This window comes from Candidatus Scalindua japonica, from assembly GCF_002443295.1.
Classification (GTDB): domain Bacteria; phylum Planctomycetota; class Brocadiia; order Brocadiales; family Scalinduaceae; genus Scalindua; species Scalindua japonica.
Window position 1 is genome coordinate 33451 of record NZ_BAOS01000003.1, and the last position, 25838, is coordinate 59288.

27 protein-coding genes and 1 pseudogene are annotated in these 25838 nt (G+C 39.8%); 24 read left to right on the forward strand and 4 right to left on the reverse strand.

Annotated features, from left to right (window positions below; genetic code table 11):
* Positions 1-75: 75 nt before the first annotated feature.
* Positions 76-276: a cold-shock protein gene (locus SCALIN_RS01535; protein ID WP_096892506.1), complete on the forward strand. Its 201-nt coding sequence runs from the start codon at positions 76-78 to the stop codon at positions 274-276.
* Between the two features lie 212 nt (positions 277-488).
* On the opposite strand, the gene SCALIN_RS01540 is transcribed toward SCALIN_RS01535, so the two are convergent.
* Positions 489-1082: a peptidylprolyl isomerase gene (locus SCALIN_RS01540; protein ID WP_304518426.1), complete on the reverse strand. Its 594-nt coding sequence runs from the start codon at positions 1080-1082 to the stop codon at positions 489-491.
* 304 nt (positions 1083-1386) lie between these two features.
* On the opposite strand from SCALIN_RS01540, the gene SCALIN_RS01545 reads away from it, so the two are divergent.
* From SCALIN_RS01545 to SCALIN_RS01570, 6 genes are all read left to right on the forward strand, one after another.
* Entirely contained in the window at positions 1387-2967 is a 1581-nt protein-coding gene (locus tag SCALIN_RS01545) for a hydantoinase B/oxoprolinase family protein (RefSeq protein ID WP_096892507.1), read from the forward strand.
* A gap of 82 nt (positions 2968-3049) precedes the next feature.
* Positions 3050-4099: an SPL family radical SAM protein gene (locus tag SCALIN_RS01550; RefSeq protein WP_096892508.1), complete on the forward strand. Its 1050-nt coding sequence runs from the start codon at positions 3050-3052 to the stop codon at positions 4097-4099.
* Between the two features lie 40 nt (positions 4100-4139).
* Entirely contained in the window at positions 4140-4718 is a 579-nt protein-coding gene (locus SCALIN_RS01555) for a DUF3109 family protein (RefSeq protein ID WP_096892509.1), read from the forward strand.
* 10 nt (positions 4719-4728) lie between these two features.
* Positions 4729-4926, forward strand: coding sequence for a hypothetical protein (locus tag SCALIN_RS01560; protein ID WP_203415299.1), 198 nt, complete (start codon positions 4729-4731; stop codon positions 4924-4926).
* Between the two features lie 131 nt (positions 4927-5057).
* Positions 5058-5270 (forward strand): DUF3820 family protein, encoded by a 213-nt coding sequence (locus SCALIN_RS01565; RefSeq protein ID WP_096892510.1) that lies wholly within the window; start codon positions 5058-5060, stop codon positions 5268-5270.
* A gap of 375 nt (positions 5271-5645) precedes the next feature.
* Positions 5646-6326, forward strand: a complete 681-nt coding sequence (locus SCALIN_RS01570; protein ID WP_096892511.1) for a hypothetical protein — start codon at positions 5646-5648, stop codon at positions 6324-6326.
* 208 nt (positions 6327-6534) lie between these two features.
* Here SCALIN_RS01570 and SCALIN_RS01575 read toward each other — a convergent pair whose 3' ends face one another.
* Genes SCALIN_RS01575 through SCALIN_RS01585 form a run of 3 tightly spaced genes read right to left on the reverse strand, consistent with a single transcriptional unit; the run spans position 6535 to position 9001 of the window.
* The gene (locus tag SCALIN_RS01575; RefSeq protein ID WP_096892512.1) at positions 6535-7500 is read right to left on the reverse strand and encodes a serine O-acetyltransferase; all 966 of its coding nucleotides are present in this window, start codon (positions 7498-7500) and stop codon (positions 6535-6537) included.
* A gap of 1 nt (position 7501) precedes the next feature.
* Positions 7502-8434 (reverse strand): cysteine synthase A, encoded by a 933-nt coding sequence (gene cysK, locus SCALIN_RS01580; RefSeq protein ID WP_096892513.1) that lies wholly within the window; start codon positions 8432-8434, stop codon positions 7502-7504.
* Positions 8435-8488: 54 nt separating this feature from the next.
* Positions 8489-9001 (reverse strand): ferritin-like domain-containing protein, encoded by a 513-nt coding sequence (locus tag SCALIN_RS01585; RefSeq protein WP_096892514.1) that lies wholly within the window; start codon positions 8999-9001, stop codon positions 8489-8491.
* Positions 9002-9284: 283 nt separating this feature from the next.
* Here SCALIN_RS01585 and hpt point away from each other — a divergent pair, with 283 nt between their 5' ends.
* The 17 genes and pseudogenes from hpt to nuoL all read left to right on the forward strand — a co-directional run bounded on the left by hpt (position 9285) and on the right by nuoL (position 25830).
* Positions 9285-9833 (forward strand): hypoxanthine phosphoribosyltransferase, encoded by a 549-nt coding sequence (gene hpt / locus SCALIN_RS01590; RefSeq protein WP_096892515.1) that lies wholly within the window; start codon positions 9285-9287, stop codon positions 9831-9833.
* An 11-nt stretch (positions 9834-9844) separates the two neighbouring features.
* The gene (locus SCALIN_RS01595) at positions 9845-11191 is read left to right on the forward strand and encodes a TrkH family potassium uptake protein (protein ID WP_096892516.1); all 1347 of its coding nucleotides are present in this window, start codon (positions 9845-9847) and stop codon (positions 11189-11191) included.
* Positions 11192-11200: 9 nt separating this feature from the next.
* Positions 11201-11893 (forward strand): potassium channel family protein, encoded by a 693-nt coding sequence (locus tag SCALIN_RS01600; protein WP_096892517.1) that lies wholly within the window; start codon positions 11201-11203, stop codon positions 11891-11893.
* A 14-nt stretch (positions 11894-11907) separates the two neighbouring features.
* Entirely contained in the window at positions 11908-12774 is an 867-nt protein-coding gene (locus SCALIN_RS01605; RefSeq protein ID WP_096892518.1) for a ParA family protein, read from the forward strand.
* Complete coding sequence (locus tag SCALIN_RS01610; RefSeq protein ID WP_203415300.1) at positions 12759-13331, forward strand: threonine aldolase family protein; 573 nt, start codon at positions 12759-12761, stop codon at positions 13329-13331. The genes SCALIN_RS01605 and SCALIN_RS01610 overlap by 16 nt, the downstream gene beginning before the upstream one ends.
* A 193-nt stretch (positions 13332-13524) precedes the next feature.
* On the forward strand, positions 13525-13881 hold the full coding sequence (locus SCALIN_RS01615; RefSeq protein ID WP_096892520.1) for an NADH-quinone oxidoreductase subunit A: 357 nt from the start codon (positions 13525-13527) through the stop codon (positions 13879-13881).
* The gene (locus SCALIN_RS01620; protein WP_096892521.1) at positions 13872-14357 is read left to right on the forward strand and encodes an NADH-quinone oxidoreductase subunit B; all 486 of its coding nucleotides are present in this window, start codon (positions 13872-13874) and stop codon (positions 14355-14357) included. Before SCALIN_RS01615 ends, SCALIN_RS01620 begins: the two co-directional genes overlap by 10 nt.
* Positions 14358-14427: 70 nt before the next feature.
* Positions 14428-14964: an NADH-quinone oxidoreductase subunit C gene (locus tag SCALIN_RS01625; RefSeq protein ID WP_304518427.1), complete on the forward strand. Its 537-nt coding sequence runs from the start codon at positions 14428-14430 to the stop codon at positions 14962-14964.
* Positions 14964-16145, forward strand: coding sequence for an NADH dehydrogenase (quinone) subunit D (gene nuoD, locus SCALIN_RS01630; protein WP_096892523.1), 1182 nt, complete (start codon positions 14964-14966; stop codon positions 16143-16145). Before SCALIN_RS01625 ends, nuoD begins: the two co-directional genes overlap by 1 nt.
* Before the next feature lie 21 nt (positions 16146-16166).
* Positions 16167-16676, forward strand: a complete 510-nt coding sequence (gene nuoE, locus SCALIN_RS01635) for an NADH-quinone oxidoreductase subunit NuoE (protein WP_096892524.1) — start codon at positions 16167-16169, stop codon at positions 16674-16676.
* 2 nt (positions 16677-16678) lie between these two features.
* Positions 16679-18526: an NADH-quinone oxidoreductase subunit NuoF gene (locus SCALIN_RS01640; protein WP_304518428.1), complete on the forward strand. Its 1848-nt coding sequence runs from the start codon at positions 16679-16681 to the stop codon at positions 18524-18526.
* Between the two features lie 2 nt (positions 18527-18528).
* Entirely contained in the window at positions 18529-21177 is a 2649-nt protein-coding gene (nuoG, locus tag SCALIN_RS01645; RefSeq protein WP_096892525.1) for an NADH-quinone oxidoreductase subunit NuoG, read from the forward strand.
* 156 nt (positions 21178-21333) lie between these two features.
* A complete protein-coding gene (nuoH, locus tag SCALIN_RS01650; RefSeq protein WP_096892526.1) occupies positions 21334-22323 on the forward strand; it encodes an NADH-quinone oxidoreductase subunit NuoH in 990 nt (329 codons plus the stop codon).
* A gap of 231 nt (positions 22324-22554) precedes the next feature.
* Positions 22555-23040 (forward strand): annotated as a pseudogene (nuoI, locus tag SCALIN_RS01655) (NADH-quinone oxidoreductase subunit NuoI); the annotation flags it as partial.
* Positions 23041-23059: 19 nt separating this feature from the next.
* Positions 23060-23569 (forward strand): NADH-quinone oxidoreductase subunit J, encoded by a 510-nt coding sequence (locus SCALIN_RS01660; RefSeq protein ID WP_162532103.1) that lies wholly within the window; start codon positions 23060-23062, stop codon positions 23567-23569.
* The gene (nuoK, locus tag SCALIN_RS01665) at positions 23566-23871 is read left to right on the forward strand and encodes an NADH-quinone oxidoreductase subunit NuoK (protein ID WP_096892529.1); all 306 of its coding nucleotides are present in this window, start codon (positions 23566-23568) and stop codon (positions 23869-23871) included. Before SCALIN_RS01660 ends, nuoK begins: the two co-directional genes overlap by 4 nt.
* Positions 23872-23886: 15 nt before the next feature.
* Positions 23887-25830: an NADH-quinone oxidoreductase subunit L gene (gene nuoL / locus SCALIN_RS01670; protein ID WP_096892530.1), complete on the forward strand. Its 1944-nt coding sequence runs from the start codon at positions 23887-23889 to the stop codon at positions 25828-25830.
* Positions 25831-25838: the final 8 nt, after the last annotated feature.

The following is a 25838-nucleotide window of genomic DNA, read 5'->3' on the forward strand; positions in this document are numbered from 1 at the left end:
TTGTAATATTATGGCTACAAGGTAACAACCTTGTGGCTTTTTTTATTTTTGCTTTGAAGAAGGGGGTGTAGCAGTATGCCAACAGGTACAGTTAAGTGGTTTAACGACAAAAAGGGATTTGGTTTTATTTCTATTGAAGGCGGAGAGGATGTTTTTGTTCATCACACTTCTATTGAGAGTGATGGATTCAGAACATTAGAAGAAGGAGACAACGTCGATTTTGAAATTGTGCAGGGCGAAAAAGGCAGTAAAGCTGAAAAGGTTAAAAAAATATAGTTATTATTATTTTTAACGCACTCCCACATATTTTAAATCCCGGTATACACAATTACTGTTGTTGATTGAAGTATGGAATTGCTTCTTGAGCTTATGGGATGACCTTATCTCGTACCCCCCCCAATATCTTCTAAAAGATATTGGGGGTATTTTATTTAATTAGTAATGTGATATGTCTCTCTGGTTGAGTGTAGTAAAAACAGATTAACCATTTATTCTATTACACTCATATTCTTGATGGTTATGTCCTTTATTGGCACATCTCTGAACATACCAAAGGCATGTGTCCTTGTCCTGCCAATAGTATCAACCACATCCATACCCTCTATAACTTCACCAAAAACAGCATATCCAAAACCGCTTGAGGTGTTGTCCTTATGGTTGAGAAAATCATTGTTCACTAAATTGATGAAGAACTGTGCCGTGGCGCTATTAATAACATTTGTCCTCGCCATGGCGAGTGTACCTCTCTTGTTATTTAACCCTCTCCGTGCTTCATTTTTAATGGGATCCTTAACAGGTTTTTGATTCATTTTTTTATCAAAACCACCGCCCTGGATCATAAAATTCGGTATGACTCTATGGAAAATAAGGTTGTTGTAGAAACCTTCAGATACATATGACAAAAAGTTCTTAACAGTAATTGGCGCTTCCTGTTCGTACAATTCAATAGTAATATTGCCCTTTGATGTTTCCATTAAAACCTTAGGATTAGCGTATGCAGGATTAAGTTTCATACAAATCAGGCTGAACAAGACAAAAGCGATAAATGATATTGCTCCCTTGTTTATGTAGTGTTTAAGCATTTTATCTCCTGGTAAATAATCTTAAAAAAATTTTAATTTCATCAATTTAATCATAGAAATAGTAATTATTCAATCACTTTATAGATATTGCAATGGTGAATACGTTACTTTGATCAAAACGGCTGTGTTTATTATCATAAATGGAAATCATTATAAGCCTGTTCGGGAAACGGGCACTACAGGCACATGCCATGATATTCCTATTGATCGGGGATTTATTTCCAATTTGATTTAACGGTAATTGCTGGTAAGATAATAGACTGCCTCAAGGCTTTAATTTTAGATATTGGTCAAAATTCATCAAATGTTCAATCCCATTAACCTGGAAATATTCAACAACCTGTTTTCTACGATTTGTGAAGAGATGGGTGTTGTATTGTGCAAATCTTCTTTTTCCACGAATATAAAAGAGCGTAAGGATTTTTCATGCGCATTGTTTGATAGCAGGGGTGAAATGGTTGCCCAGGCAGAACACCTTCCTGTGCATCTGGCATCCATGTCCATGTCAGTTAAAGAGGCAATAACGGCTCTGGAAATGAGTGATGGTGATGCTGTGATATTAAATGATCCCTTTCAAGGAGGGACGCATCTTCCGGATATTACGTTAGTGACTCCTTTCTTTTATAAAGGCAGAAAAAAACCTGTTTTTTATGTGGCTAACAGGGCTCATCATTCAGATGTAGGAGGGATGGTGCCGGGTTCCATGTGTAATGCTACTGAAATATATCAGGAAGGGATTCGAATTCCACCTGTCAAGATAGTGATGGGCAACGTGATCAACAGTGAAATCATGAATATCATAACTTCTAATGTAAGAACACCTGAGGAGCGTGAATGGGATATAATCGCGCAGATTTCAGCCAATAGAGTTGGCAAGCAGAGGTTACGTGAATTGTGTGAAAAATATGGGAAAAACGAAGCGGTAAAATATTCATCTGAGCTTCAGGACTATTCTGCCAGAATAATGAAATCCGTAATTAAAGGAATACCTGATGGAGAGTATTCGTTTAGTGATTATCTTGATGATGATGGTGTGGCGGAGAAACCCGTCAGGATTAAGGTGTGTATCAAAATAAAAGGAAACTCGGTGAGTGTTGACTTTTCCGGTAGCAGCAGGCAGGTTGGAGGTTCTGTTAACGCGGTATACGCGGTTACTGTTTCCTGTGTCTTTTATGTATTTCGATGTCTGGTTGACGGTGATATACCATCAAATTCCGGTTGTATGAGATCAATCAGTATAACCGCGCCGGAAGGTTCAGTAGTAAATGCCAGAGTGCCGAGTGCTGTATCCGGTGGTAATGTTGAGACCTCTCAGAGGATAGTTGATGTAGTTTTCGGGGCACTGTCAAAAGCTATATGTGGAAATATTCCCGCGGCAAGCAGCGGGACGATGAACAATATTGCCATTGGTGGATACGATGCTTTAAAAGGTAATCATTTTACCTATTATGAGACTATCGCGGGCGGTATGGGTGCAAGGCCAGATTCAGATGGTATTAACGCCATTCACACCCATATGACAAATACACTGAATACTCCTGTTGAAGCTATTGAACACAACTATCCTTTCAGGATCAGGCAATACAAAATACGCCCTGCATCAGGTGGTATGGGGAGATATAAGGGGGGGCATGGAATAATCAGAGATTACGAATTCTTTCAAGCTGCAACCGTTAGTATCTTGTCTGATAGAAGAATACACGCACCGTACGGTTTAATGGGTGGTAAAAATGGCCAGGTTGGACAAAATATTCTGATTTCAAAAAACAGGAAACGTAAACTACCGTCTAAGACAACTATTAATGTGGATAAGGGAGACATTATCAGTATACACACTCCCGGAGGTGGTGGATTTGGAAGGAAGAAAAATTTAAAAGTGAGTTAAAATTGAGCGAGAAAACATCCTTCGACTCCCCGCCCCTACCGGTACGGACGGCAAGTCGAAGTGTTATCAACATAAAATACCTATGAACAAAACTCAGCCAAAAAAGATTTTTATAGAAAAAGAGATAATTAATTCTCCTGTTACCCGGGAGATACTCGACAAATTGCCGGGTATAACAATTGAATATATTGATGATTATCGAAGGATCAGGATCGATGGAGACAGTGTTGATCATATATACAAAAAAAGTAAGGAGTACCTGGCGCTGGCATGTAAAAGGGGTGAAACGGTAAAGCAGTTCAGGTGCAGGGACGGCATAGTGGGGAATACGGAATATTTTATTGGGCATGGCAATAATTGCAGTTTAGATTGTGACTATTGTTTTCTTCAATGCTACTTTGATAACGCTGTGCCTACTGTATTTGTAAATCACGATGAGATGCTGGATGAAATAAGAGACGTTTTACTTGCAGAAAGCGATAAAAAGATAGTATTCCATGCCGGTGAATTGTGCGATGCCCTGGCCTTTGACGATCTGACAGGTCTGTCATATAAACTTATTCCACTGTTTTCAGAGTATCCCGATGCGCGGTTGGAACTGAGGACAAAAACAACTACCATAGAGAATTTATTAAAAATAGAGGCGGTGGATAACGTTGTTGTTTCATGGACTTTCAGTCCCAGGATAATTGTAGACAATCATGAGCATAAAGCGCCTTCGTTAGAGGAAAGAATATGTGCGGCAGTAGATATCCAGCAAGCAGGCTATAATGTGGGAGTATGTCTTGATCCGATTATACTGTGTGACAATTGGTTTGAGCATTACAAAGCAATGCTTGAGATACTCTTTGAAAGAGTGGATATGGAGAGGGTTAAGTTCATAAGTCTTGGCGGTTTCAGATATCTTCCGTCTTTGACCAGGATAATAAGAGAAAGAAATCCGCAGACGAATCTTCTGCTGGGTGAATTTGTGCCGTGTGTTGATGGGAAACATCGGTACTTCAGACCCATTAGAGTAGAAGCATATAAGGAAATAGGGCAGGTTATAAGGGACCTGTCTAAAGGTGTTAAGATTTCACTCTGCATGGAAACACCTGAGGTTTGGAACTCAGTAAAAGACGTTTTGAAATAAAAGAAATATCTAACTGGTAGGGAATTTGACGAGAAAGTATATGAGCAGGTTATTCCCAATAATTGAAAATATAAAAGTGGATTTAAAGTCACTTATTTCAATCAAACATACATGTGACCCTGAGATTTGCAGTGAGAAGGGATCTTGTTGTTCTGAGTATGAAGTATGTATGGAGAAGCGGGAAGTTGATAAAATAGTTACTCACATACCTGAAGCGGCAAAATTTGCACCTCAATTAATAGCAAATGGAACCTATAGGAATATTTTTGAAGAAACAGATGATAATCTTGTTTCCATAGATACAGATGAAGAGAATCAATGTCTCTTTGCCTGGCGTAATGGCAAGGGAGAGGCTTTATGTTCACTGCACAGCCATGCATTAAAAAACAATCTTTCATTTTATGATACAAAACCTGAATCGTGCTGCCTCTGGCCTCTGGCTATTTATGATGGGAGTCCGAAAATCCTGACAGTCCAGGACGATGCATTCAATTTTGATTGTAATAAGAGACATAAATCGGAAAAAGCCAGACTTGATCCGGAAATCTCTTCAATTATTAATAACGTGTATGGAACAAAGATGTTAACCGGTATTAATCATGCAATTTCTATAATGTAATAACTATTTCATGTCTAAATTCTATAACCCGAAACGCAGTAGAAATATTTTTGATCCAGAGGATGAAAAGCCTTTCAAACTGAGCCGTTCAAAGATTGATCTTTTCCTGGAATGTCCTCGCTGCTTCTATATCGACCGTAGACTTGGTGTGGGGCGTGTGTCAGGTTTTCCGTTTAATTTGAACAGTGCAGTTGATGATGTAGTATAAGGGTCGCTTAAAAATATATCCTTTACATTTTTATCATAGATTAACAAATGGGCGGTATGTAAAAACGAGTTTGTCCGTGTTCTTAAACTTCAGGTATTTCAGGCACTTTTAACTTAACACTTATTTAGTATATGTTATCCGATAAAGAGTATCTCTCAAAGCTAGCAAAAGCACGTATGCCTTTTGGTAAATATAAGAATATGTTACTGGTTGATTTGCCTGAGTGGTATATCGTATGGTCTGTACAGAATGGAGTTCCGGAAGGCGAACTTGGTGATATGATAAAATGTGTATATGAAATCAAATTGAATGGATTGGAGTACTTGTTTAAACCGTTACGTTAATCAGTTGGAAAGTCAACAATATTTGATCACTAATCAACAGATTGCTTAGCTCTTTATGTGAGATTAAGGGATTGTGGCTACTTATTAAAGCAGTTTAATGAAAAGAGGAAAACGGACGATTCAGATTGAACGAGCCGCGTGGATACTCAATAATGGAATTCTGGCATGAGTAAATTAACAAAAACCATACCGAACATTTCTGGTTTATTCTAAAAAAACGTTTGACTTTCGTAACTATTTTACTTATTTTACAAACAACCTTATTTTTGACAAGTCAGGATCAAATAGGGGATATATCTATCTACGATTTCTTGATTGCTGGCTTAGTGTTTTACTAATTAAATTAAAAAATTTATAAGGGGAGGATATAAAGCTATGGTATCAACAAAGGTATCCGTGTTTTTGACAATAGTGGTAGTTTTTTTTGGTATGATGGTTAAAACAAGTGCAGACCCTGTATTAATAACAACTTACACAAACGAGACTGTTTTTAAGAATGCGCTCAGCTCCTTCACGACACACAATTTTGATTCCTTCACCCTAAATGATGGTACTTTATTTGGGCAACCGTATGAGAATCTTGACCAGCAAATTTCAGGTATAGACTTTGACAACGCTGTTGTTTTTCCGGGAGGTTCCGGTGGAACATCTAATTCTGCTCCAAATGTTGTTTTGAATGCTGATTTGTCTTTAGACAGCCCCATTGTATTTACATTTGACACTCCGGTGCTTGCTGTTGGTTTGTTTAATACCAGTCTTGTTGATCGTGAACGTTTTGATATATTCGATGAGAGTGATAACCTGTTAGCCTCTATTGAATTGCCAGACTTAGTTGTGAATTTTGGTGGATTTATATCTAACGTTGGTATCGCCAGAGGCGAAGTGGTTGGAATAAATCCTACAAATGGAAGTATCTACATTGACGACTTAACTGTCGGGCCAACAGCAAACGTGGTTCCAGAGCCATCGGCTAAAATTCTTTTTAGCATCATGGGTTTCTTAGGACTGGCAGGAGCAGGATTAAGATGCAGGTGGAAAAAGAAAACAGTTAATTAAACCAGGAAGTCGCTAAATAAATAATATAATTTACGATACAAACACCTTTATATTTCATGAACAGTTGGGGGGGGAGGGGGATGATTATGGGGATTTTTTTGACTAAACCAAACACACCATTAATCTCTCTTCTATCCTTCGCAAAGCAAATTCCCGCTTTCAAATTTAAACGGACACTTCTTAGAAAAAAAGATGAATGAATGAAGTATTAAATCTGATAGTCTACTTCATATTTTTTCACGGTATTTTTCTGTTTGAAAATAAGGTATGGTGAATCAACGGTTACTGTTGTATAGGGTGGAACTGATCGTGTCAACCAGACATTTCCACCTATGATTGAACCTTTCTGTATTACCGTATTACCGCCAAGGATTGTTGACCCGGCGTATATGGTAACATCATCCTCGATTGTAGGGTGTCTCTTTTTGTTTTCCTGCCTGATCTTGTCTACGTTAGTCAGGCTGAATGCTCCCAGCGTGACATGCTGATAGAACTTCACATTTTTACCAATAACAGCCGTGCTTCCAATTACGACACCGGTCCCATGATCAATAAAAAACCCCGGTCCTATCTTTGCCCCGGGATTGATATCTATTCCTGTTTTTTCGTGAATATATTCACTCATCATCCTGGGTATATAAGGCACATTCTGCAGTTCCAGAAAATGGGCGAGACGATGAACCGATATTGACCGTACTGATGGATAGCTGAGTACAACCTCAAAATAACTTGACGCTGCAGGATCTCCTTTGTATGCGGCATTAATATCCTTGTTTACAATTTCTCTAATCTCAGGAATGTTTTCAAGCAAAAGGTATGCAATCTCGACTGAACAGTCCCAGCACTCTCCTTCGGTACGTTTGCAGTTAGCACCCTCCTTACATTCATGCATTAAGCTCTTCTGTATTAAATCAGAGAGGCATTCCAGTGCACTGGAGCATTGTGCCATAAGATACGTATCCAGATGATCTTTATTACCGGTTGCTTCCTCATAAAAGCCGGGAAACATGATTGTCAACAGTAGTTTTACCAGTTTTTGCACTTCATGTTTTGATGGGAGATTGGGCCCTTCCAGATGGTTAATCCCACCATGTTTCTCATATGAGCTGGCCAGTGCCTTAGTAATATAGCTTAAACGAGGTGCGTTTTTATCGCTGTTTATGGAATTGTTCATTTTAGTCTTTTTCTACATCCTTAAATAAATCCGTAGATATATAGCGTTCTCCCAGACTTGGTATTACCACAAGAACATTCTTACCGGGCCCGGCTTCTCTGGCAATCTGTAAGCCGACATGCATATTTGCTCCGGAAGAAATTCCACAACAGATCCCTTCTTCCTTCGCGATACGTCTTGCCATGATAAATGCATCATTACTTATAACCTGTCGAACTTCATCTACAACATCTTTATTATAAATGCCGGGTACAAACCCTGCACCTATTCCCTGAATTTTATGCGGCCCGGGTTCCCCTCCTGAAAGTACAGGTGATTCTACCGGTTCTACTGCTACATTTTTTATATTTGTGAAATGTTTCTTCAGCGCCTCACCTGCCCCGGTTATTGTTCCTCCGGTACCCACACCTGCTACAAAATAGTGGAGCTCTTTTCCCTCGAAGTCTTTGATTATTTCAGGGCCGGTTGTTTCACGATGTATTTTTGGATTAGCAGGATTGTCAAATTGTTGAGGCTGAAAATAACCTTTTTCTTTCACAAGCTCTGCTGCCTTTTCAATAGCACCTTTCATGCCTTTAGGACCTTCTGTAAGGACAATTTCGGCTCCAAAGTATCTGAGAAGAGCACGCCTCTCCAGACTCATGGTCTCAGGCATAGTAAAAACGGCCTTGTACCCCTTAACTGTAGCGACCATTGCCAGTGCTATTCCCGTATTACCTGATGTAGGTTCTACTATTGTGTCTCCGGGCTTCAGTAAACCTTTTTTTTCGGCATCCTCTATCATTACCAAGCCGATACGGTCTTTGACGCTGCCGCCTGGGTTAAACATCTCCAGTTTTCCAAAGAGATTAGCGCAATTCTCATCGGTCAGGTTGTTTATTTTAACTATGGGTGTCCTTCCGATAGTCGCTAGGATATCATCATAAATAGGCATTTGTTTCTCCTGTAATAATTAATTCAAGGTTTATTTAATAAGAAAAGCGGGTGTTCAGGGTGGAGTTGCCGGGTTGACACCTGCTTGCTTTGACAGCACTTTACTTCTCTCAATAGATTGTAATGCAAGGTATTGCTCACCAAATTTGTTTATATTCTGTAGCTCTGTGTCAAATTGTCCATAGTGGTTCTCTTCGTCTATGACAAGCTCTTCAAAAAGTTTTCGTGAAACAGAATCCGCATTTGAGCCACATTCCATTGCAAGCTTATTGTAGAGTATGGCGCTGTTTTCTTCCATCGATTTCGCCCCTGTCAGCATATCTTTTACTATGTGGATCTTTTCTGTGCTGGTTGATGGCTGCATTTCTACATCACCTTTCAGAAATAAAATTCTTTCAGCAAGCCGTTCAATATGCATCATCTCTTCTATTGCTATTTTTCTGAAAAGGTTAGCCAGCAGGTCAAATCCCTGATCACTACAATGAAAGTGGAAATACATATATTGATGAACCCCGCTTAACTCTTCAGCTAAAGCCTGGTTTAGCGGTTTTATACTTTTTTCATACATGGGAACCTCCTATGGAGAATTTATCAATTTATTGAATACACCTGTCATTTAATATTATATTTAAAACCAACACGTAGTATATCATATTAATTATTTCCTTCCTATCAACCTTTTATTTAGCAAAATCTGAAGGTGGCTTATCGTTACTTTCTATTAAACGTTTGACAGACAGCACTTTTCACTGTTATATTTTGAAAATTGATGAGATGTATCAGGCATTAAGAGACTCAGATTACTGTTTATCCGTAGTTGTCCTTTTTGTTGGATCTTTCTGAATCTATTCATGAAAAACGATATTGACGAGGTCTTAATCTCTGAAACTGAATTAAAAAACAGGGTTAGTGCGCTCGCACAAAAACTTATTACAGATTACTGGCATAAAAATCTTACCATCATCGGTGTTTTAAATGGCAGTCTCATTTTTCTTTCCGACTTAATCCGGCAGATGCCTTTTTCCCTCAAGATAGATACTGTCAGGGCAAACACTTATACAGGTGCTTCAACTTTCCCCAATCCGGAGACAGAAATTATTAACAATGTTAATGTAAATATTAAGGGGGAACATGTACTTGTCGTGGATGACATACTGGATACAGGGAAGACTCTTTCTGAAATTGTCCGGGTTATTACTAAACATAATCCCTTATCAATAAAGGTGTGTGTGCTCCTTAATAAAACGGCAAGGAGGGCGATAGATATTGTTCCTGATTATTGTTGTTTTGAGATTGAGGATAAATTTGTAGTTGGTTACGGCCTGGATTTTGATAACAGGTACAGGAACTTGCCTTTTATTGCTGTTTTGAGAGAAGATATCTATCATTCCTGTTTATAAAATGAAAATAAATGTTTAGAAGAGCATTTAAAAATTTCAGCGCAAAACCGGGAGTAACACTTGGTCTGAGTTTTTTTACCTTTATTGTTATTGGCACTATTTTACTAATGCTGCCGGTGGCAACTGTCAATGGTAAAGGTACGTCATTAGTAGACGCCTTGTTTACTTCCACATCTGCGCTCTGTGTCACCGGACTTACCGTCCATGATACTTCTCTCTTTTTTTCACGTTTTGGCCATATTGTTATCATAATCCTTATACAACTTGGTGGACTTGGGTTAATGACATCATATGCTTTTTTCAGTATTGTAATTGGTAAAAAACTCCTTATGTCTCAACAGGTTAAAATGAAGGGCGTACTTAATGCAGAAAATGGAGAAATTAAGAAAATAATTATCTTTATAATAATTTCGACATTTGTTTTTGAGGCTATTGGGGCTGTTGTATTAGTTGCTCATTGGTCTCACCAAACAGTCGATGATTATATATTTATATCTATATTTCATTCAATCAGTGCATTCTGCAATGCGGGGTTTTCGCTTTTCAGTAATAGCTTGATCGGCTACAGTAATGATTTAGTTGTAAACATAACTATTGGGTTTCTTGTCGTATCAGGGGGTCTGGGTTTTGTTGTATTATCCAACCTTCTAGACTATTTTTCATTTTTTAATAAAAAAGATAAAAAAAAGAGGGTAAATTTACATACGAAGATAGTGTTGACGATGACGGTGATTTTAATTATAGTGGGGGCAATACTTTACTACATATTTGAGTATAATAACTCACTAGAACTATTTTCAGTCAGGGACAAAATATCTGTCTCTTTTTTCCAATCTATAACGACCAGGACCGCAGGATTTACGATGGTTGATATAGGCAGCCTTGCAACACCTACTTTTTTATACTTTATTTTTTTTATGTTTATTGGTGGTGCGTCCGGTTCTGCTGCGGGAGGCATCAAAGTAGGTACTTTTTTTCTTATTATAGCAGTGGTTTACAATATGTTCCGAGGAAGGGAAGAGGTAGAAGTTTTTGATCGAACAATTCACCGACGAACAGTACAAAAAGCTGTTTCTATCGCAACACTCTCTTTATTAACAATATTACTGTTTTGCCTGATGTTACTATACACAGAGGATGCTCCTTTCCATGCAGTTGTCTTTGAAGCATTTTCAGCATTTGGGACTGTTGGTCTCAGTACCGGACTAAGCGCTGATTTATCAGTAATTGGAAAGGTTTTAGTGAGCTTATTAATATTTATCGGAAGAATAGGGCCGTTGACTCTCGCGTTTATTCTTGGTCAAGAGATTGCTGAAAGGAAAATCCGTTTCCCGGAAGAGAGAATAATAGTGGGTTGATAATTAATCATGAGACAGTTTGCAGTAATCGGTTTAGGAAGGTTTGGTTTCAAGATTGCCGAAGTTCTGGCTGCCAAGGGGGCACAGGTCATGGCTTTAGACAAAGATATTTGTTTGATTGATAAGGCCAGGGATGTTGTTGCCGAGGCGGTGCAATTAGAGTGCACTGATGAACAAGCGTTAATGCAGAGTGGTGTTCAGGGTGTTGATGTTGCCGTTGTGAGTATTGGAGAAGATGTTGAATCCAGTATATTAACCACCGCAATCTTAAAAAATCTTGGTATTAAAGAGATTGTTGCGAGAGCGGGTACAAGGTTACATGCGCAAATACTGAAGGAGGTGGGCGCGACAAGAGTGGTTTTTCCCGAAGAAGACATGGGGCTTCGGGTTGCTAACAGTATTTTTGCACCTGGGGTCCTGGATTATGTTGAATTAGGCGCTGACTATAATCTTGCCGAGATAGAGATAAAGGGTGGTTTTATAGGAAAGTCTTTTGGGGAGCTCGGTCTTAAATCGAGATACGGTGTTAATGTAATTATGATCATGAAAAACATAGAAGGGGAGGCTGGTGAAGACGGCGAATCTACCGAGAAACATATTAAGGAGCTGCCAACTCCAGAATACGTGTTAGGCGCTAAAGATATTCTGGTTGTTGTTGGCGATAGTAAGGATATAGAAGTTCTGGAAAAACATATAAAATAGTTAAAGGAGTTCTATTGAGAACTATAGCATTAATAAATCAAAAGGGCGGTGTGGGTAAAACAACTACGGCTGTTAATTTAAGCGCCTGTCTCGCATCACTGGGCAAAAGGGTAGTGTTGATAGATCTTGATCCACAGGGTAATTCAAGTTCATGGCTGGGAATAGATATTAATCATCTGAATAAATCGATGGTTAATGTATTTCAAGATGAGCTGCCGATAAGTGAAATCTTACACGATACATGTGTGAAAGATATGTGGATTGCCCCGTCAAACGTTACATTGGCATCTGTTGAACGAACGTTAGCAAACAAACTTGAAAATGATACTATATTGAAAAAAAGCATTGATCTTTTGAAAGATCACTATTTATATGGTAATTGCCGTTCAGAATATGTCATTCTGGACTGCCCTCCATCGCTTGGGTTACTTACTGTTAACGCGTTGTCAGCCGTCAGGGAAGTGTTTATTCCTCTGGAAACAAAGGTGATGGCGCTCAATGGCCTGGTTACTTTGATTAATACGGTAAATCTTGTCAAGGATACGCTCAATCCTCTCCTCGAAGTCACAGGGATTATTGCCTGTATGTTTGATAAAAGAACAAACTTGAGCAATAAGGTGGTAGAGACGATTAAGGACAAGTTTCATGACAAGCTGTTCAAGTCTATTATCAGGGAAAACACTCAACTGGCGGAGTGCCCTATCTCCGGACAGCCTATTACCCTGTACGCTCCGGAGAGTCGCGGCACACAGGACTATATGGATCTGGCCAGAGAAGTTATCAGCAGTACAGGAGAGATTCATCTCAGTAACTATACAACCGAGGGGGAGAGAGAGGTTGCTCGACATTATCACGATGGCGAAGATTGTATAAATACATAATGAGGATTGTCGACTTACGAAGTGATACGGTTACTACTCCAACATTAAAGATGCGTCAGGCCATGAAGGACGCGGAGGTGGGTGATGATGGGTTCGGTGACGATCCCACCACAAACAGGCTTGAAAAAATAGCGTCTGACCGTGCTGGAAAGGAAGACGCTATTTTTGTTCCCAGTGGTATAATGGGGAATTTGATATCAATAATGGTGCTTACAAAGCCGGGTGACGGTGTGATATGTGACCGGCTTGCGCACATAAATACGATGGTTGCCGGGAGTACTGCGGCTCTGACGGGAACAACAATATGCCCTTTAGATGTGAATGAATCAGGCCATTTTAACCTTAACCTGAGAACAGTACAGACAAATATTATATGTTACAAATTTGAATTACCAGAACTGAATTGTAAGGATTTTGTGGATAGTGTTGCCGGAAAGGGTGTTCGCGCTGTCCATCTATATGGGAATTGTGGAAGAATGGTTACTCATAAGGACCTGAACGAATCCGACATTGCTTATGTACTGGAAGTTTTTAAGGATACAGTGTCAGAATACTGAAAGTTAAAGTGGCCTGGGTGGTGGGGGGGCCATACAACTGTAGTAATAATTCACTTTAATCATATTATAAGCAGATAAAATATTTTGTTTACTAATTTATGATTTATGATAAGATGTTAAATTCTGTAAATCCTTGTATTAACAGAAATAAAAGCCGTACAGTTTAATATAAATAATTGAATAATAAATACCTATGTTAGTAAGTTACATTCCAATTCTGATTCTACTTCTGGTAGTAATGGGTTTTGCCATTTCTAACATCATCATTTCTGCAGCGGTCGGCCGTCAGAAACCGTCTGCTGAAAAGCTTTCTACGTATGAATGTGGTATAGAGCCGACAGGCACAGCCAGGGAGAGGTTTTCAGTAAAGTTTTATTTAATAGCAATGATGTTTGTTGTGTTTGATATCGAGGTAGTTTTTCTCTATCCCTGGGCGGTTGCGTTTAAGTCATTAAAACTCTTTGGCTTAATTGAAATGGGGATATTCATACTGATTTTACTGTTTTGCTATGTGTATATCTGGAAACGAGGTGCTCTCGAATGGGAATAGAGACTGTCTTTGGGGACAATATACTCACTACAAACATTGACAAGGTGGTTAATTGGGCCAGAAAGAACTCACTGTGGCCTATGCCTTTTGGTCTGGCATGTTGTGCCATAGAAATGATGTCAACAGTGGCGCCAAGATACGACCTTGCCAGGTTTGGGGCTGAAGTTTTCAGGTTTTCACCTCGTCAGTCTGACCTGATGATTGTTGCAGGTACAGTTACATATAAAATGGCTGCTGTAACAAGAAAAATTTACGATCAGATGCCGGAACCCAAATGGGTAATCGCGATGGGTGCATGTGCGTCTTCCGGTGGAATTTTTGATACTTATGCTACTGTTCAGGGAGTGGAAGAGATTCTTCCTGTGGATATCTACATACCGGGATGTCCTCCCCGTCCTGAGGCATTGATACATGCAGTAATGGAATTACAGGAAAAAATAAAGAAAGAATCTGTACTGGATAGCGGAGATAAGTAAGTAATCGTACAAACAAAATTAACAAATCCCTCTTTGCACTCTCATAAGTGTAGTGGGTGAAGAGAGGGATTTGTTAAATTATCCTATAATTTTTAAAACCATGACTGAAGATATTACGATAGGGAAAAGGTTAAAAGCAGCGTATCCGGAAGCCGTAATTGACGGAAAAACATTCCGGGGTGAACTCACCATAAATATCAAAAAGGCCTTTATACAAAGGGCTGCTGAATTCCTCCATAATGATAATGAATCAGCCTTTGATTATCTTTCGGATTTGTGTGGTGTTGATTTGTCTCGTTTAGACGGTAGCAATAACTTTGAAGTAGTTTATCATTTATATTCTATAAAGTTAAATCACAGGCTACGTCTTAAAGTGAAAATACCCGCTTCAAATCCAAGAATCGATACGGTCACTAATGTCTGGAAGACTGCTGACTGGCATGAGAGAGAAACCTACGATATGTTTGGCATTATCTTTAAAGGACATCCGAATTTAGAAAGAATTTTAACACCGGAAGGTTTTGAAGGGTATCCATTGAGAAAAGATTATCCGCTTAAAGGCAGACAGCCGAAATCTCTTAAGAGTGTTTACAGAGAAGGAAGATAATGACCGCAACGACAACAGAACAGGTGATGACTATAAATATGGGCCCACAGCACCCCAGTACGCATGGTGTTTTGAGACTATTACTTGAGCTGGACGGTGAGACGATAGTCAAAGTCACCCCTGATATCGGATATCTTCATCGTGGTATAGAAAAGCTTGCGGAGCATAAAACATACCATCAATTTATTCCACTTACGGACCGTCTTGATTATCTGGCGCCAATGTCTAACAATATGGGCTATGCCCTTGCGGTAGAGAAGTTGCTGGATATAGAACTGCCTGAAAGATCACATTATATAAGAGTCATTATGTGTGAACTTACAAGGATTTCATCACATCTTCTATGGCTGGCAACACATGCGCTTGATATTGGTGCAATGACAGTTTTTTTCTACTGTTTTCGTGAGAGAGAAACACTTAATGATATTTTTGAAATGGTTGCCGGAGCGCGAATGAACCTTTCATATATCAGGATAGGAGGTGTAGCCAGAGATTTACCTGAGGGCTTTATTGAAAAGACAAAAGAATTTATTAACGCATTTCCGGGCAGGTTAAAAGATTATGAAACACTTCTTACAAAAAATAAGATATGGATGATGAGGACTAAGGGTGTTGGAGTTATTTCAGCGGACGATGCGATTAATTATGGTTTGAGCGGGCCGAGTTTAAGGGGTTCCGGGGTAAGGTGGGACGTTAGAAAAACTGAACCGTATGCGGCATATGATGAGATGGATTTCCTTGTGCCTGTTGGTACAAACGGTGATGTATACGATCGCTATCTTGTAAGGTTAGAAGAGATGCGTCAGAGTAATGAGATTATACGCCAGGCCATGGATAATCTCCCGGGAGGTGAATACATTGCGGATATTCCTGATGTTACTTTACCGAAAAAGGAGGAACTCAAACAGAGTATGGAGACTCTCATTCACCATTTCAAGATCGTAACCGGAGGTATTTGTCCGCCGGCTGGTGAAGTATATGCGTGTGTAGAAGCTCCTAAGGGTGAACTTGGATATTATATAATCAGTGACGGGACTAAGAACCCATATAGAGTAAAAATCAGACCTCCGTCATTTGTTAATTTAGAGTCTCTACAACAGATGATACTGGGTCGCCTGCTTGCTGATGTGGTTGCTGTAATTGGAAGCCTGGATATTGTCTTAGGAGAAATTGACCGTTAGTGCTTTGGGAATGATAACAGAATGGGTAAAAGAAAAAAACAATCTATAGAAAAAAAAGCTTTAGACCTGACTAAGGCAGAAGAAATATTAGATATTTATGAAGGTATGGATGGCGCATTAATCCCTGTTTTGCAAAAAATACAGAATGAATATGGCTACATACAGGAAGAGACTGTCAATCTTGTCTCTGAAAGGATGAATATCAGTGCCAGTGAAATTATAGGGGTTGCTACATTTTATTCGCAATTCCGTCTGGAGCCTATAGGTGTACATATGATTAAGGTCTGTTGTGGGACTGCTTGCCATGTCAAAGGGGCTAATAAATTGACGAGTGAATTTTCAAAAAAACTGGATGTTGCGGTGGGTTCTACTACTAAGGACAGGATGTTTACCCTTGAAGAAGTCGCTTGTCTGGGAGCATGCTCTCTTGCGCCTATTATAACGTTAGATGGAGATGTTCATGGTAACCTTGTTCCTGATAATGTCGGCAATATAATCCAGGGGATCGGGAAACACGGAAAAACTAAATAGAGATGGCTAAGAAAAAAACATCAATAGCAAAGAAAAATATAACGCTAAAACGGCCGAAAATTATTGTGGGTATGGGTACCTGTGGTCTGGGAGCTGGCGCTAGAAATGTATTGGAGAGTGTAGAAAAAGAGCTCAAAAAGCAGAATATTTCTGCTGATGTAGTGAGTACAGGTTGTATAGGACTATGTTCTTACGAGGTTCTTTTAGACGTGATTGTGCCCGGATATCCACGTGTCACCTATTCAAAAGTGAAGCCAGACACTGTTCCGAAGATAATAGAAGAGCATGTGGGTAAAGGTAACGTGGTACAGAAACTTGCAATGTCACAAATGTGTCTTGAAGGTGACGGTGTTCAGCAATATAGCGATTTGCCGTTTTTTGATGATCTTGATCAAAATAAGAACCAGGTGAAACTCGTAACCAAAAACTGTGGGATTATTGACCCTGAAGACATAGATGAATATATAATGACTGGTGGATATAAAGCGTTAGAAACAATATTAACCACGATGACACCGAAAGAAGTCATTGCCGAGGTAGGCAGGTCTGGTCTTAGAGGCCGTGGAGGTGGTGGTTTTGATACGGGTTGGAAATGGGAGTCTACCGCTAAATATGAAGCAGACGAAAAATATATAATTTGTAATGCTGATGAAGGTGATCCCGGAGCATTTATGGATAGAAGTCTGATGGAGGGTGATCCCCATGCTCTGCTCGAAGGTATGGTTATTGGAGGATACGCGACCGGCTCTTCAAGTGGATATATTTATATACGCGCGGAATACCCACTGGCTATTGAACGGTTAAATATTGCGATCCGTCAGGCAAAGGAAAGAGGGTATCTGGGGGAAAATATCCTGAACAGTGGATACAGCCTTGATATGATTATTAAACAGGGTGCGGGTGCGTTTGTCTGTGGGGAGTCAACCGCGTTACAGTTCTCAATAGAGGGCAAACGTGGTATGCCAAGGACAAGGCCGCCTCAATCGGTGGAAGCGGGCCTATGGGACAAACCTACATGCCTGAATAATGTTGAAACATTTGCTAATGTGCCAATTATTATTAATCGTGGTGCTGCCTGGTATTCCAAAATTGGTACGGAAAAGAGTAAAGGTACAAAAATTTTTGCACTTACGGGAAATGTTAAATATGCCGGACTGATTGAGGTACCGATGGGTATAACGGTAAGAGAAATTGTTTTTGATATTGGTGGAGGGGTGCCAAAGAAGAAAAAATTTAAAGCGGTACAGATTGGAGGGCCTTCAGGTGGTTGTTTGCCGGAAACTTACCTGGATTCTCCCATAGACTATGAGTCGCTTAAAAGTGCGGGCGCCATGATGGGCTCAGGGAGCCTTGTTGTGGTGGATGAAACAACATGCATGGTGGATATGGCAAGGTTTTTTCTCGATTTCTGTACACACGAATCATGTGGTAAATGTCCTCCATGCAGGGTTGGTACTGTCCTTATGCTGGATATCCTTAACAGGATTACTCAGGGAGAAGGTGTTGAGGAGGACATTGAGACATTGGAGAAAATGTGTGATGAGGTAAGGACGATGTCACTTTGCGGTCTGGGTCAGTCTGCGCCTAATCCTGTGAAATCTACTCTAAGATATTTTCGTGATGAATATCTGGCGCATATTCGTGACAAGGAGTGTCCAACGGCAACATGTGTCGCGCTTCATAAATACACCGTTATTCCGGATAAATGCACAAAGTGTACGCTTTGCATAAGAAATTGTCCGGTGGATGCAATATCAGGATCACGTGATGAAGTTGCGTTTATTGATAAAGAGAAATGTATTGAATGCAATTTGTGTTATGACAAATGTAATTTTATGGCAATTAAGTAATTATGATAAATCTTAAGATTGATAATAAGGATATCAGCGTCCCCCAGGGTACAAATGTATTTAAGGCCGCTAAGGACAACGGCATATATATTCCAGGCTTATGCTATCATCCGAAGTTGACTCAATATGGAGGCTGTAGGCTATGCATGGTTGAAATAACCGAGCGGGGAAGAACAAGGCATAGATTTTCCTGTGCTCAGCCTGTCGCGGAAGGTATGACGGTAAAAACTAAAACCCCTCAGACTGAGAAGTATACCAGGTCTGTTATGGAATACCTGTTGGCACACCATCCTCTTGATTGTCCAACATGTGACAAGTCAGGAGAGTGTGGTTTACAGGAGGTCACGCATGATCTAAATTTAAAAGCGGGTAGATTTAAGAGCGCGAGGTTGGACGAACCGATGAGACGGGATAATCCGCTCCTGGAGTATAATTCAAACAGATGTATTCTCTGTAGCAGGTGCGTTAAAGTATGTAAGGAGATTGCGGGTGTCGGCGCAATTGATTATCAAAACAGGGGGTTTAAGACGATTGTCGGTACGGCGTTTAATAAACCATTAGATTGCAGTTTTTGCGGTGGTTGTGTATCGGTATGTCCAACAGGTTCGTGGCAGGACAGGACTCTTAAATTCAGGGCCAGGCCGTGGGAATTGAAAAAAACCCCAACGATTTGCACATATTGCGCGGTTGGTTGTAGCCTGGTAATAAATACCAAAAAAAATGAAGTAATGAGGATTACTCCGGATAAAAACCTCGAACTGGGGGTAAATGAAGGTAATCTGTGTGTAAAGGGGAAGTTTGGCCACGAGTTTATCAATTCAGACAAGCGGATTAAAACCCCTTTGATAAAAAAGGGTGGTAAATTGCGTTCGGTCTCATGGGACGCTGCTCTTGAGTACATATCAAAAAAATTCAGTGAAATAATATCCGACCGTGGAGGAAATGCCATTGGTGGTATTGGTTCCGAGAAATGTACTAATGAGGATAATTACCTGTTTCAGAAGTTCTGCAGGGCGGTATTAGGAACAAATAACATAGACAATATATCTAATATGAAATCTCCTTCGCTTAATCGCTTGATTAATAATTCTGTTGCATATGGGATGGCTTCAACATCACTTGAAGGAATAGAAAACGCGGACACGGTATTCTTTGTAGGCGCGGACGTGAGTGAAGCGCATCCTGTTGTCGGGAGTATGGTGAGAAAGGCCATTAGAAAAAATAAGACTAAAGTTATAATAGCCAACGCGAGAAATGTTGAATTTGGCTGTGAGACAAGAAATCTTTTTCGTATAAATTACAAGCTTGGGACGCAAACCGCATTAATCAATGCAATGATTAAGGTTGTTGTTGACGAAAAGCTTATTGATTTGAAAAAGGCTGCTGCTAAGACAGAAAATTTCAATGAATTACGAGCATCATTGAATGACCCGGAAACAGGGCTCAAGAAAGTTTCGAAGGCAACAAATATTTCTGAGGATGCTATAAGGGAGGCCTCTGTTTTGATAGCAAAAGCAGAAAATTGCTATGTTATCTGTGGGAAGGATATCCAGGAAGATCCGTCAGGTGAGCAGACGATAGAGGCATTAATGAACCTTTGCGCGTTAATAAATAAGGGCGATACCGATAAAGTTTCAATTGTTTTTTCAAGGGTAAATAATAATTCTCAAGGGGTGAATGATATGGGTGTCGTGCCGGATTATCTGCCTGGATACATAGATATAACTGATCAGGGGTACAGAGATGCAGTTGAAGAGTCATGGGGGATGAAACTACCTGATGATCTTCTTGGCAAAGATTTTGGCAAAGATTCAGGTGATATTTTTGATCTTGCCGTTAAGAAAAAGGTGAGAGCTCTCTATGTAATGGGAGAGAACCCTGTCGTTAACTATCCGAATGGTAAGAAGGTGAAAGACGCTTTTAAAAAAGCTGAATTTGTCGTTGTACAGGATAGCTTTCTTACAGAAACTGCAGAATTAGCTGATGTGGTACTACCATCATCAACATATGTTGAAAAGGGAGGTACATTCACAAATATGGGGATGACAGTGCAGCGGCTGCACAAGGCTATACCACAGGTGGGTGACTCTAAACCGGATTGGCAGATAGTATGCGCGCTTGCGGAAAAGATGGGTCATACATTTCCGTATACAACATCCAAGGACATTGTAGATGAGATAGGTACCAGTGTCCCAATATATGAAGGAATTGAAATTAACAGATTACGCAGGAAAGGGTTTCACTGGATACTCTCTTTATACTATAAGACAAAAGCAGAAATATACAGATTTGAAATTACGTCAAAGAAGGCCGGTTCAGCAGTAAAGAAAAACAGGAATTATCCGTTCATTATGTTAACTGGCTCCAGCTTAAGACATCTGGGAACATATTCAAGAAATTCAGAGTCACTTGTATCTCTTGCATCCGAATGTTTTGTCGAGATTAACAGGCTTGACGCGAGGAAAGCGGATATCATAGACGGTGACATGGTAAAAATCGAATCAGCAAGAGGTAAGTTAAAACTCAAAGCAAAGATTACCGGCAGGGTGCCTGAAGGAACCGTTTTTGTATCTGAGGATTACGAGTGGGTCCCGGTTAATAGTCTACGTGGTGATGGATATACAAATGTAAAAATAACCAAAACGAAATAGAGAAGTGTGCTTTGATTGTATTCCGGAGCCTTCACGAATGTGAGGTGGATTTAACTAATGAGTAGCATGGGTATTGCTCACCATACATGAATATCTTTAAGGTCAGCAGAAAACGCTAATTAAAAAATTACAATTAGACGAAAGAATAAAAAATAAATGTCAAATGCAATTGCTTACGCAATACTTTCTACAATTAAGATAGGAGTGGTAATCGGTGTGTTACTGCTGGTAATAGCATATCTTATCTGGGTTGAAAGGAAAGTTATGGCCCATATGCAGGTAAGGCTTGGCCCTATGAGAGTGGGATGGCATGGCTTGCTTCAGCCGATTGCGGATGGACTTAAATTATTATTAAAGGAAGATATAATTCCGCAGAACGCCAGCAAAATTCTGTTTATCGTGTCACCTGCAATTGCCATGGTTCCTGCTCTGTTGACAATCGCTGTCATCCCCTTTGGGGATACAATAAGTATCATGGGTATAAGTATCGATATGGTGATAACAGACGTGAACATTGGTATACTATTCATCCTTGCCGTTACTTCTGTAGGTGTATATGGGATTCTATTAGGTGGTTGGTCATCTAACAATAAATATTCATTGCTGGGTGGATTGAGATCCTCTGCGCAGATGATTAGTTATGAATTGTCAATGGGATTGTCGTTGATTGGGGTTATTATGATGACAGAATCATTAAGCCTCGTAGATATTATTGATGCTCAGGCAGGATTGTGGTTTGTTGTGCTGCAGCCATTAGCTTTTGTCGTGTATGCGATAAGCGCTATAGCGGAGACGAACAGGTGCCCTTTTGATTTACCTGAAGCGGAGACAGAGTTGGTTTCCGGTTTCCATACGGAGTACAGCAGTATGAAGTTCGCGTTGTTTTTCATGGCAGAATATGCAAATATTATTACCGTATCTGCCGTTGCTGTTACATTCTTTTTCGGTGGCTGGAGAGGCCCGTTTCTGCCTCCTGTCGTCTGGTTCTTAATAAAGATGGCTCTGTGTATATTCTTTTTTGTATGGTTGAGATCAACCTTTCCAAGGTTCAGGATTGACCAGCTAATGAAGTTTGCATGGAAAATTTTACTTCCGGCGGCAATAGTAAATGTTTTGATCACAGCGATTGTGATGACATTTTTATAAACTGCTCAAATAGTTTAAACGGCTTAAACAGCTTAAACAGCTTAAACAGCTTAAACAGCTTAAACAGCTTAAACGGCTTAAACAGCTTAAACAGCTTAAACGGCTTAAACGGCTTAAACAGCTTAAACAGCTTAAACAGCTTAAACGGCTTAAACGGCTTAAACAGCTTAAACGGCTTAAACCGCTTAAACAGTTTAAACTGTCAAAACAGTTAAATATGATTTTTTTAAGACGTTAAATATGATAAAACCATTGATACAAGGTTTAGCGCTTACGATAAAGTATTTTCTTAGCCCGTCTAAGATTGTTACCATGCAGTACCCTGATGAGAAATGGAAGCCTTATCCACGCTTCAGGGGCCTTCATGAATTACAGAGAGATGAAGATGGGAAAGAGAAGTGTGTTGCTTGCGGGCTCTGTGCGGAGGTCTGTCCTTCTGAATGTATCAGTCTTGAAGGCGCCGAAAACGCGTATGGCGAGAGATACGCCGAGACTTATGAAATCGATATGTTCCGTTGTATTTTCTGTGGTTACTGTGAAGAAGTCTGCCCGGAGGAGGCTATATTCTTAAGGCAGAACTATGAGCTGGCTACAGGAAACCCGAAAGACAATATTTATACTAAAGAAAAACTATTAGTGCCAATTAAGAAAAAAGCAATGAAAAAATCCAGTAAGAAAGTAAAGAAAAAAATAAATAAGGTCTATTCATATGGTTGAAAGTTTGTTGTTCATAATAATGAGTTTAATAACGATTGTCTGTGCACTTTGCGTGGTCTTCCAGAAGAATCCGATATACAGTGCAGTTTTTTTAATTCAGACAATGGTTTCTCTTGCAGTACTGTATGTACTGTTGCATGCTGAGTTTGTTGCCGCGGTTCAAGTCATGGTATACGCGGGTGCAATAATGGTGATTTTTGTTTTTGTTATCATGTTGCTCAATTTGAATAAAGATGAAGTGGAGAGTAGCAGGGATAAGCTGCCAATGCAAAAAAAACCTGCCATTATGCTTGGATCGGTCCTTATTGTGATGATAGGTATTATTATGACAAGGACAATCTTTAAAGTAAAAGCAGGGGAGTATTCACCGGAGGTTGTAGATCAGATTGGGAACACGCAGCTGATCGGTAAAATGTTATTTACGAAATACGTATTACCCTTTGAAATCGCGTCTATAATCTTATTTGCTGCTATTGTAGGGGCCATAGTTTTAGCAAAAAAACAAATTATAAAGGATGAGGATTTATGACGGTTCCGTTGACCTGGTATTTAATACTTTCCGGTATTCTGTTTTCAATAGGGGCAGTGGGCGTATTGATCAAAAGAAACGCGTTGGTTATTTTCATGTGTATTGAATTGATGTTAAATGCGGTAAATCTCGCGTTTGTAACATTTTCCCGTCAACAGGATTCGATGGATGGGCAGATCTTTGTTTTTTTTGTAATGACAGTAGCAGCGGCAGAGGCGGTAGTCGGCCTTGCAATAATAATTGCTTTATTCAGGAACAAAGCTACTGTTAACGTAGATGATATAAACATAATGAAGTGGTAAAAGGATAGAATAATAATGTCAATTATCAGTGGAATTTCTTTTTTAGATTTAATCTGTTTTGTGCTTTTGTTTCCGCTTGTGGGAGCGATCATAAACGGTTTTCTGGGAAAGAGACTTAATAAGTCTATAGTAGGCTTTATAGGATGCGCCGCGATCGGCTTATCGTTTATTGTTGCGGTACTGGTGCTTCTTGACCTGCTGAAGCTTGCACCTGAACACAGGGTGTTTGAGAAGGATTATTTTACCTGGATCGGTTCCGGTACTTTTGAGGCACTTGCCGGCTTACAGGTAGATCCGCTTTCAGTTGTAATGATACTTGTAGTTACCGGTGTAGGATTTCTTATCCATGTATATTCTATAGGCTATATGCATGAAGATGAAAGTTTCTATAGGTATTTTACTTATCTGAATTTATTCACGTTCTCAATGCTTCTTCTTGTGCTGGCCAATAACTTTCTTCTGATGTTTATAGGATGGGAAGGAGTTGGCTTGTGTTCATATCTTTTAATCGGATTCTGGTTTGAGAAGAAATCAGCGTCTGCCGCTGGAAAGAAGGCATTTATTGTAAACAGAGTAGGTGACTTTGGCTTTATCCTTGCCATACTGTTCATCTTTGTCACCTTTCATACTATAGACTTTACTGAAGTTTTTCATGCTGCGCCGGAGCATCTGCAAACGGGTAGTTCAATTATCGTAATCATTACACTCCTGCTATTCGTGGGCGCCGTTGGAAAATCAGCGCAAATTCCACTTTATACATGGCTTCCTGATGCTATGGAGGGTCCTACTCCGGTCAGTGCGTTGATTCACGCTGCGACAATGGTTACTGCCGGAGTCTATATGGTTGTAAGGTGTAACGTATTATATACCTTGTCACCGTTTTCATTGTCAGTTGTTGCGGTAATAGGTGGGGCCACTGCGTTGTTTGCGGCAACTATTGGCCTTGCTCAGAATGACATAAAAAGGGTCCTTGCGTATTCCACTGTAAGTCAAATAGGTTACATGTTCCTCGCTTGTGGGTTGGGCGCATATATTACCGGTGTATTCCATCTGATTACACACGCTTTTTTCAAGGCATTACTGTTTCTCGGTTCAGGAAGTGTAATCCATGGCCTGGGTGGAGAGCAAGACATGAGAAAGATGGGCGCTCTGAAAAAATATATGCCTGTAACCTATATAACGTTTTTTATAGGAACACTCGCAATTGCCGGTATACCGCCGTTTGCCGGCTTTTTCAGTAAGGATGAAATACTGCTGGAGGCGTATACAAAAGGAAACCTTTTCTTATGGGGCCTAGGCGCTTTCGCCGCTCTATTAACCGCCTTTTACATGTTCAGGTTGCTTTTTATGACATTTCATGGGAAATCAAGGATGGACAGTGATGTTGAGGCGCACGTTCATGAATCTCCAAAAAGCATACTTGTTCCATTGATAGTACTTGCCATTCTCTCGGTATTCGGTGGTTTTCTTGGTTTTCCAACATTGAGTGCGATAAATAATTTTCTTGCTCCGGTTATAGGAGACGGACATCACGGGTTGGCTCATGGAGGGGAGGAGCATCATCCTTCTTTCGTCCTGATGTTCTCTATGATGGGTGTATCGACCGGTATTGCTATTGTAGGGATTATGCTGGCTTTTATAATGTATATTTCCAGACCTGATCTCCCGGGAGCGATAGCCAGAAATTTTAAATGGATGTATAAAGTCATATTTAACAAATACTATGTCGACGAAATTTACGATGAAACGTTTGTTAAACCGACTATATGGTTTTCACGAGGTTTATGGAAAATAGTAGATGTGGGAATGATTGATGGATTTGTAAATGCGGTTGGAAGGCTCGTAATACTCAAAGGAGAAGTGTTAAAACTATTCCAGACAGGATTTGTTCGTAACTATGCGTTTTCTATAATGCTGGGTGGAATTATAATAATAGTCTGTTCTATATTATTTTTATAAACATTTGT

Excerpts from the sequence above, each read along its gene's own strand:
- SCALIN_RS01535 (WP_096892506.1), top strand. The coding sequence starts at position 76 with ATGCCAACAGGTACAGTTAAGTGGTTTAACGACAAAAAGGGATTTGGT.
- SCALIN_RS01540 (WP_304518426.1), bottom strand. The coding sequence starts at position 1,082 with ATGCTTAAACACTACATAAACAAGGGAGCAATATCATTTATCGCTTTT.
- SCALIN_RS01545 (WP_096892507.1), top strand. The coding sequence starts at position 1,387 with ATGTTCAATCCCATTAACCTGGAAATATTCAACAACCTGTTTTCTACG.
- SCALIN_RS01550 (WP_096892508.1), top strand. The coding sequence starts at position 3,050 with ATGAACAAAACTCAGCCAAAAAAGATTTTTATAGAAAAAGAGATAATT.
- SCALIN_RS01555 (WP_096892509.1), top strand. The coding sequence starts at position 4,140 with ATGAGCAGGTTATTCCCAATAATTGAAAATATAAAAGTGGATTTAAAG.
- SCALIN_RS01560 (WP_203415299.1), top strand. The coding sequence starts at position 4,729 with ATGTCTAAATTCTATAACCCGAAACGCAGTAGAAATATTTTTGATCCA.
- SCALIN_RS01565 (WP_096892510.1), top strand. The coding sequence starts at position 5,058 with ATGTTATCCGATAAAGAGTATCTCTCAAAGCTAGCAAAAGCACGTATG.
- SCALIN_RS01570 (WP_096892511.1), top strand. The coding sequence starts at position 5,646 with ATGGTATCAACAAAGGTATCCGTGTTTTTGACAATAGTGGTAGTTTTT.
- SCALIN_RS01575 (WP_096892512.1), bottom strand. The coding sequence starts at position 7,500 with ATGAACAATTCCATAAACAGCGATAAAAACGCACCTCGTTTAAGCTAT.
- cysK (WP_096892513.1), bottom strand. The coding sequence starts at position 8,434 with ATGCCTATTTATGATGATATCCTAGCGACTATCGGAAGGACACCCATA.
- SCALIN_RS01585 (WP_096892514.1), bottom strand. The coding sequence starts at position 9,001 with ATGTATGAAAAAAGTATAAAACCGCTAAACCAGGCTTTAGCTGAAGAG.
- hpt (WP_096892515.1), top strand. The coding sequence starts at position 9,285 with ATGAAAAACGATATTGACGAGGTCTTAATCTCTGAAACTGAATTAAAA.
- SCALIN_RS01595 (WP_096892516.1), top strand. The coding sequence starts at position 9,845 with ATGTTTAGAAGAGCATTTAAAAATTTCAGCGCAAAACCGGGAGTAACA.
- SCALIN_RS01600 (WP_096892517.1), top strand. The coding sequence starts at position 11,201 with ATGAGACAGTTTGCAGTAATCGGTTTAGGAAGGTTTGGTTTCAAGATT.
- SCALIN_RS01615 (WP_096892520.1), top strand. The coding sequence starts at position 13,525 with ATGTTAGTAAGTTACATTCCAATTCTGATTCTACTTCTGGTAGTAATG.
- SCALIN_RS01620 (WP_096892521.1), top strand. The coding sequence starts at position 13,872 with ATGGGAATAGAGACTGTCTTTGGGGACAATATACTCACTACAAACATT.
- nuoD (WP_096892523.1), top strand. The coding sequence starts at position 14,964 with ATGACCGCAACGACAACAGAACAGGTGATGACTATAAATATGGGCCCA.
- nuoE (WP_096892524.1), top strand. The coding sequence starts at position 16,167 with ATGGGTAAAAGAAAAAAACAATCTATAGAAAAAAAAGCTTTAGACCTG.
- SCALIN_RS01640 (WP_304518428.1), top strand. The coding sequence starts at position 16,679 with ATGGCTAAGAAAAAAACATCAATAGCAAAGAAAAATATAACGCTAAAA.
- nuoG (WP_096892525.1), top strand. The coding sequence starts at position 18,529 with ATGATAAATCTTAAGATTGATAATAAGGATATCAGCGTCCCCCAGGGT.
- nuoH (WP_096892526.1), top strand. The coding sequence starts at position 21,334 with ATGTCAAATGCAATTGCTTACGCAATACTTTCTACAATTAAGATAGGA.
- SCALIN_RS01660 (WP_162532103.1), top strand. The coding sequence starts at position 23,060 with ATGAGTTTAATAACGATTGTCTGTGCACTTTGCGTGGTCTTCCAGAAG.
- nuoK (WP_096892529.1), top strand. The coding sequence starts at position 23,566 with ATGACGGTTCCGTTGACCTGGTATTTAATACTTTCCGGTATTCTGTTT.
- nuoL (WP_096892530.1), top strand. The coding sequence starts at position 23,887 with ATGTCAATTATCAGTGGAATTTCTTTTTTAGATTTAATCTGTTTTGTG.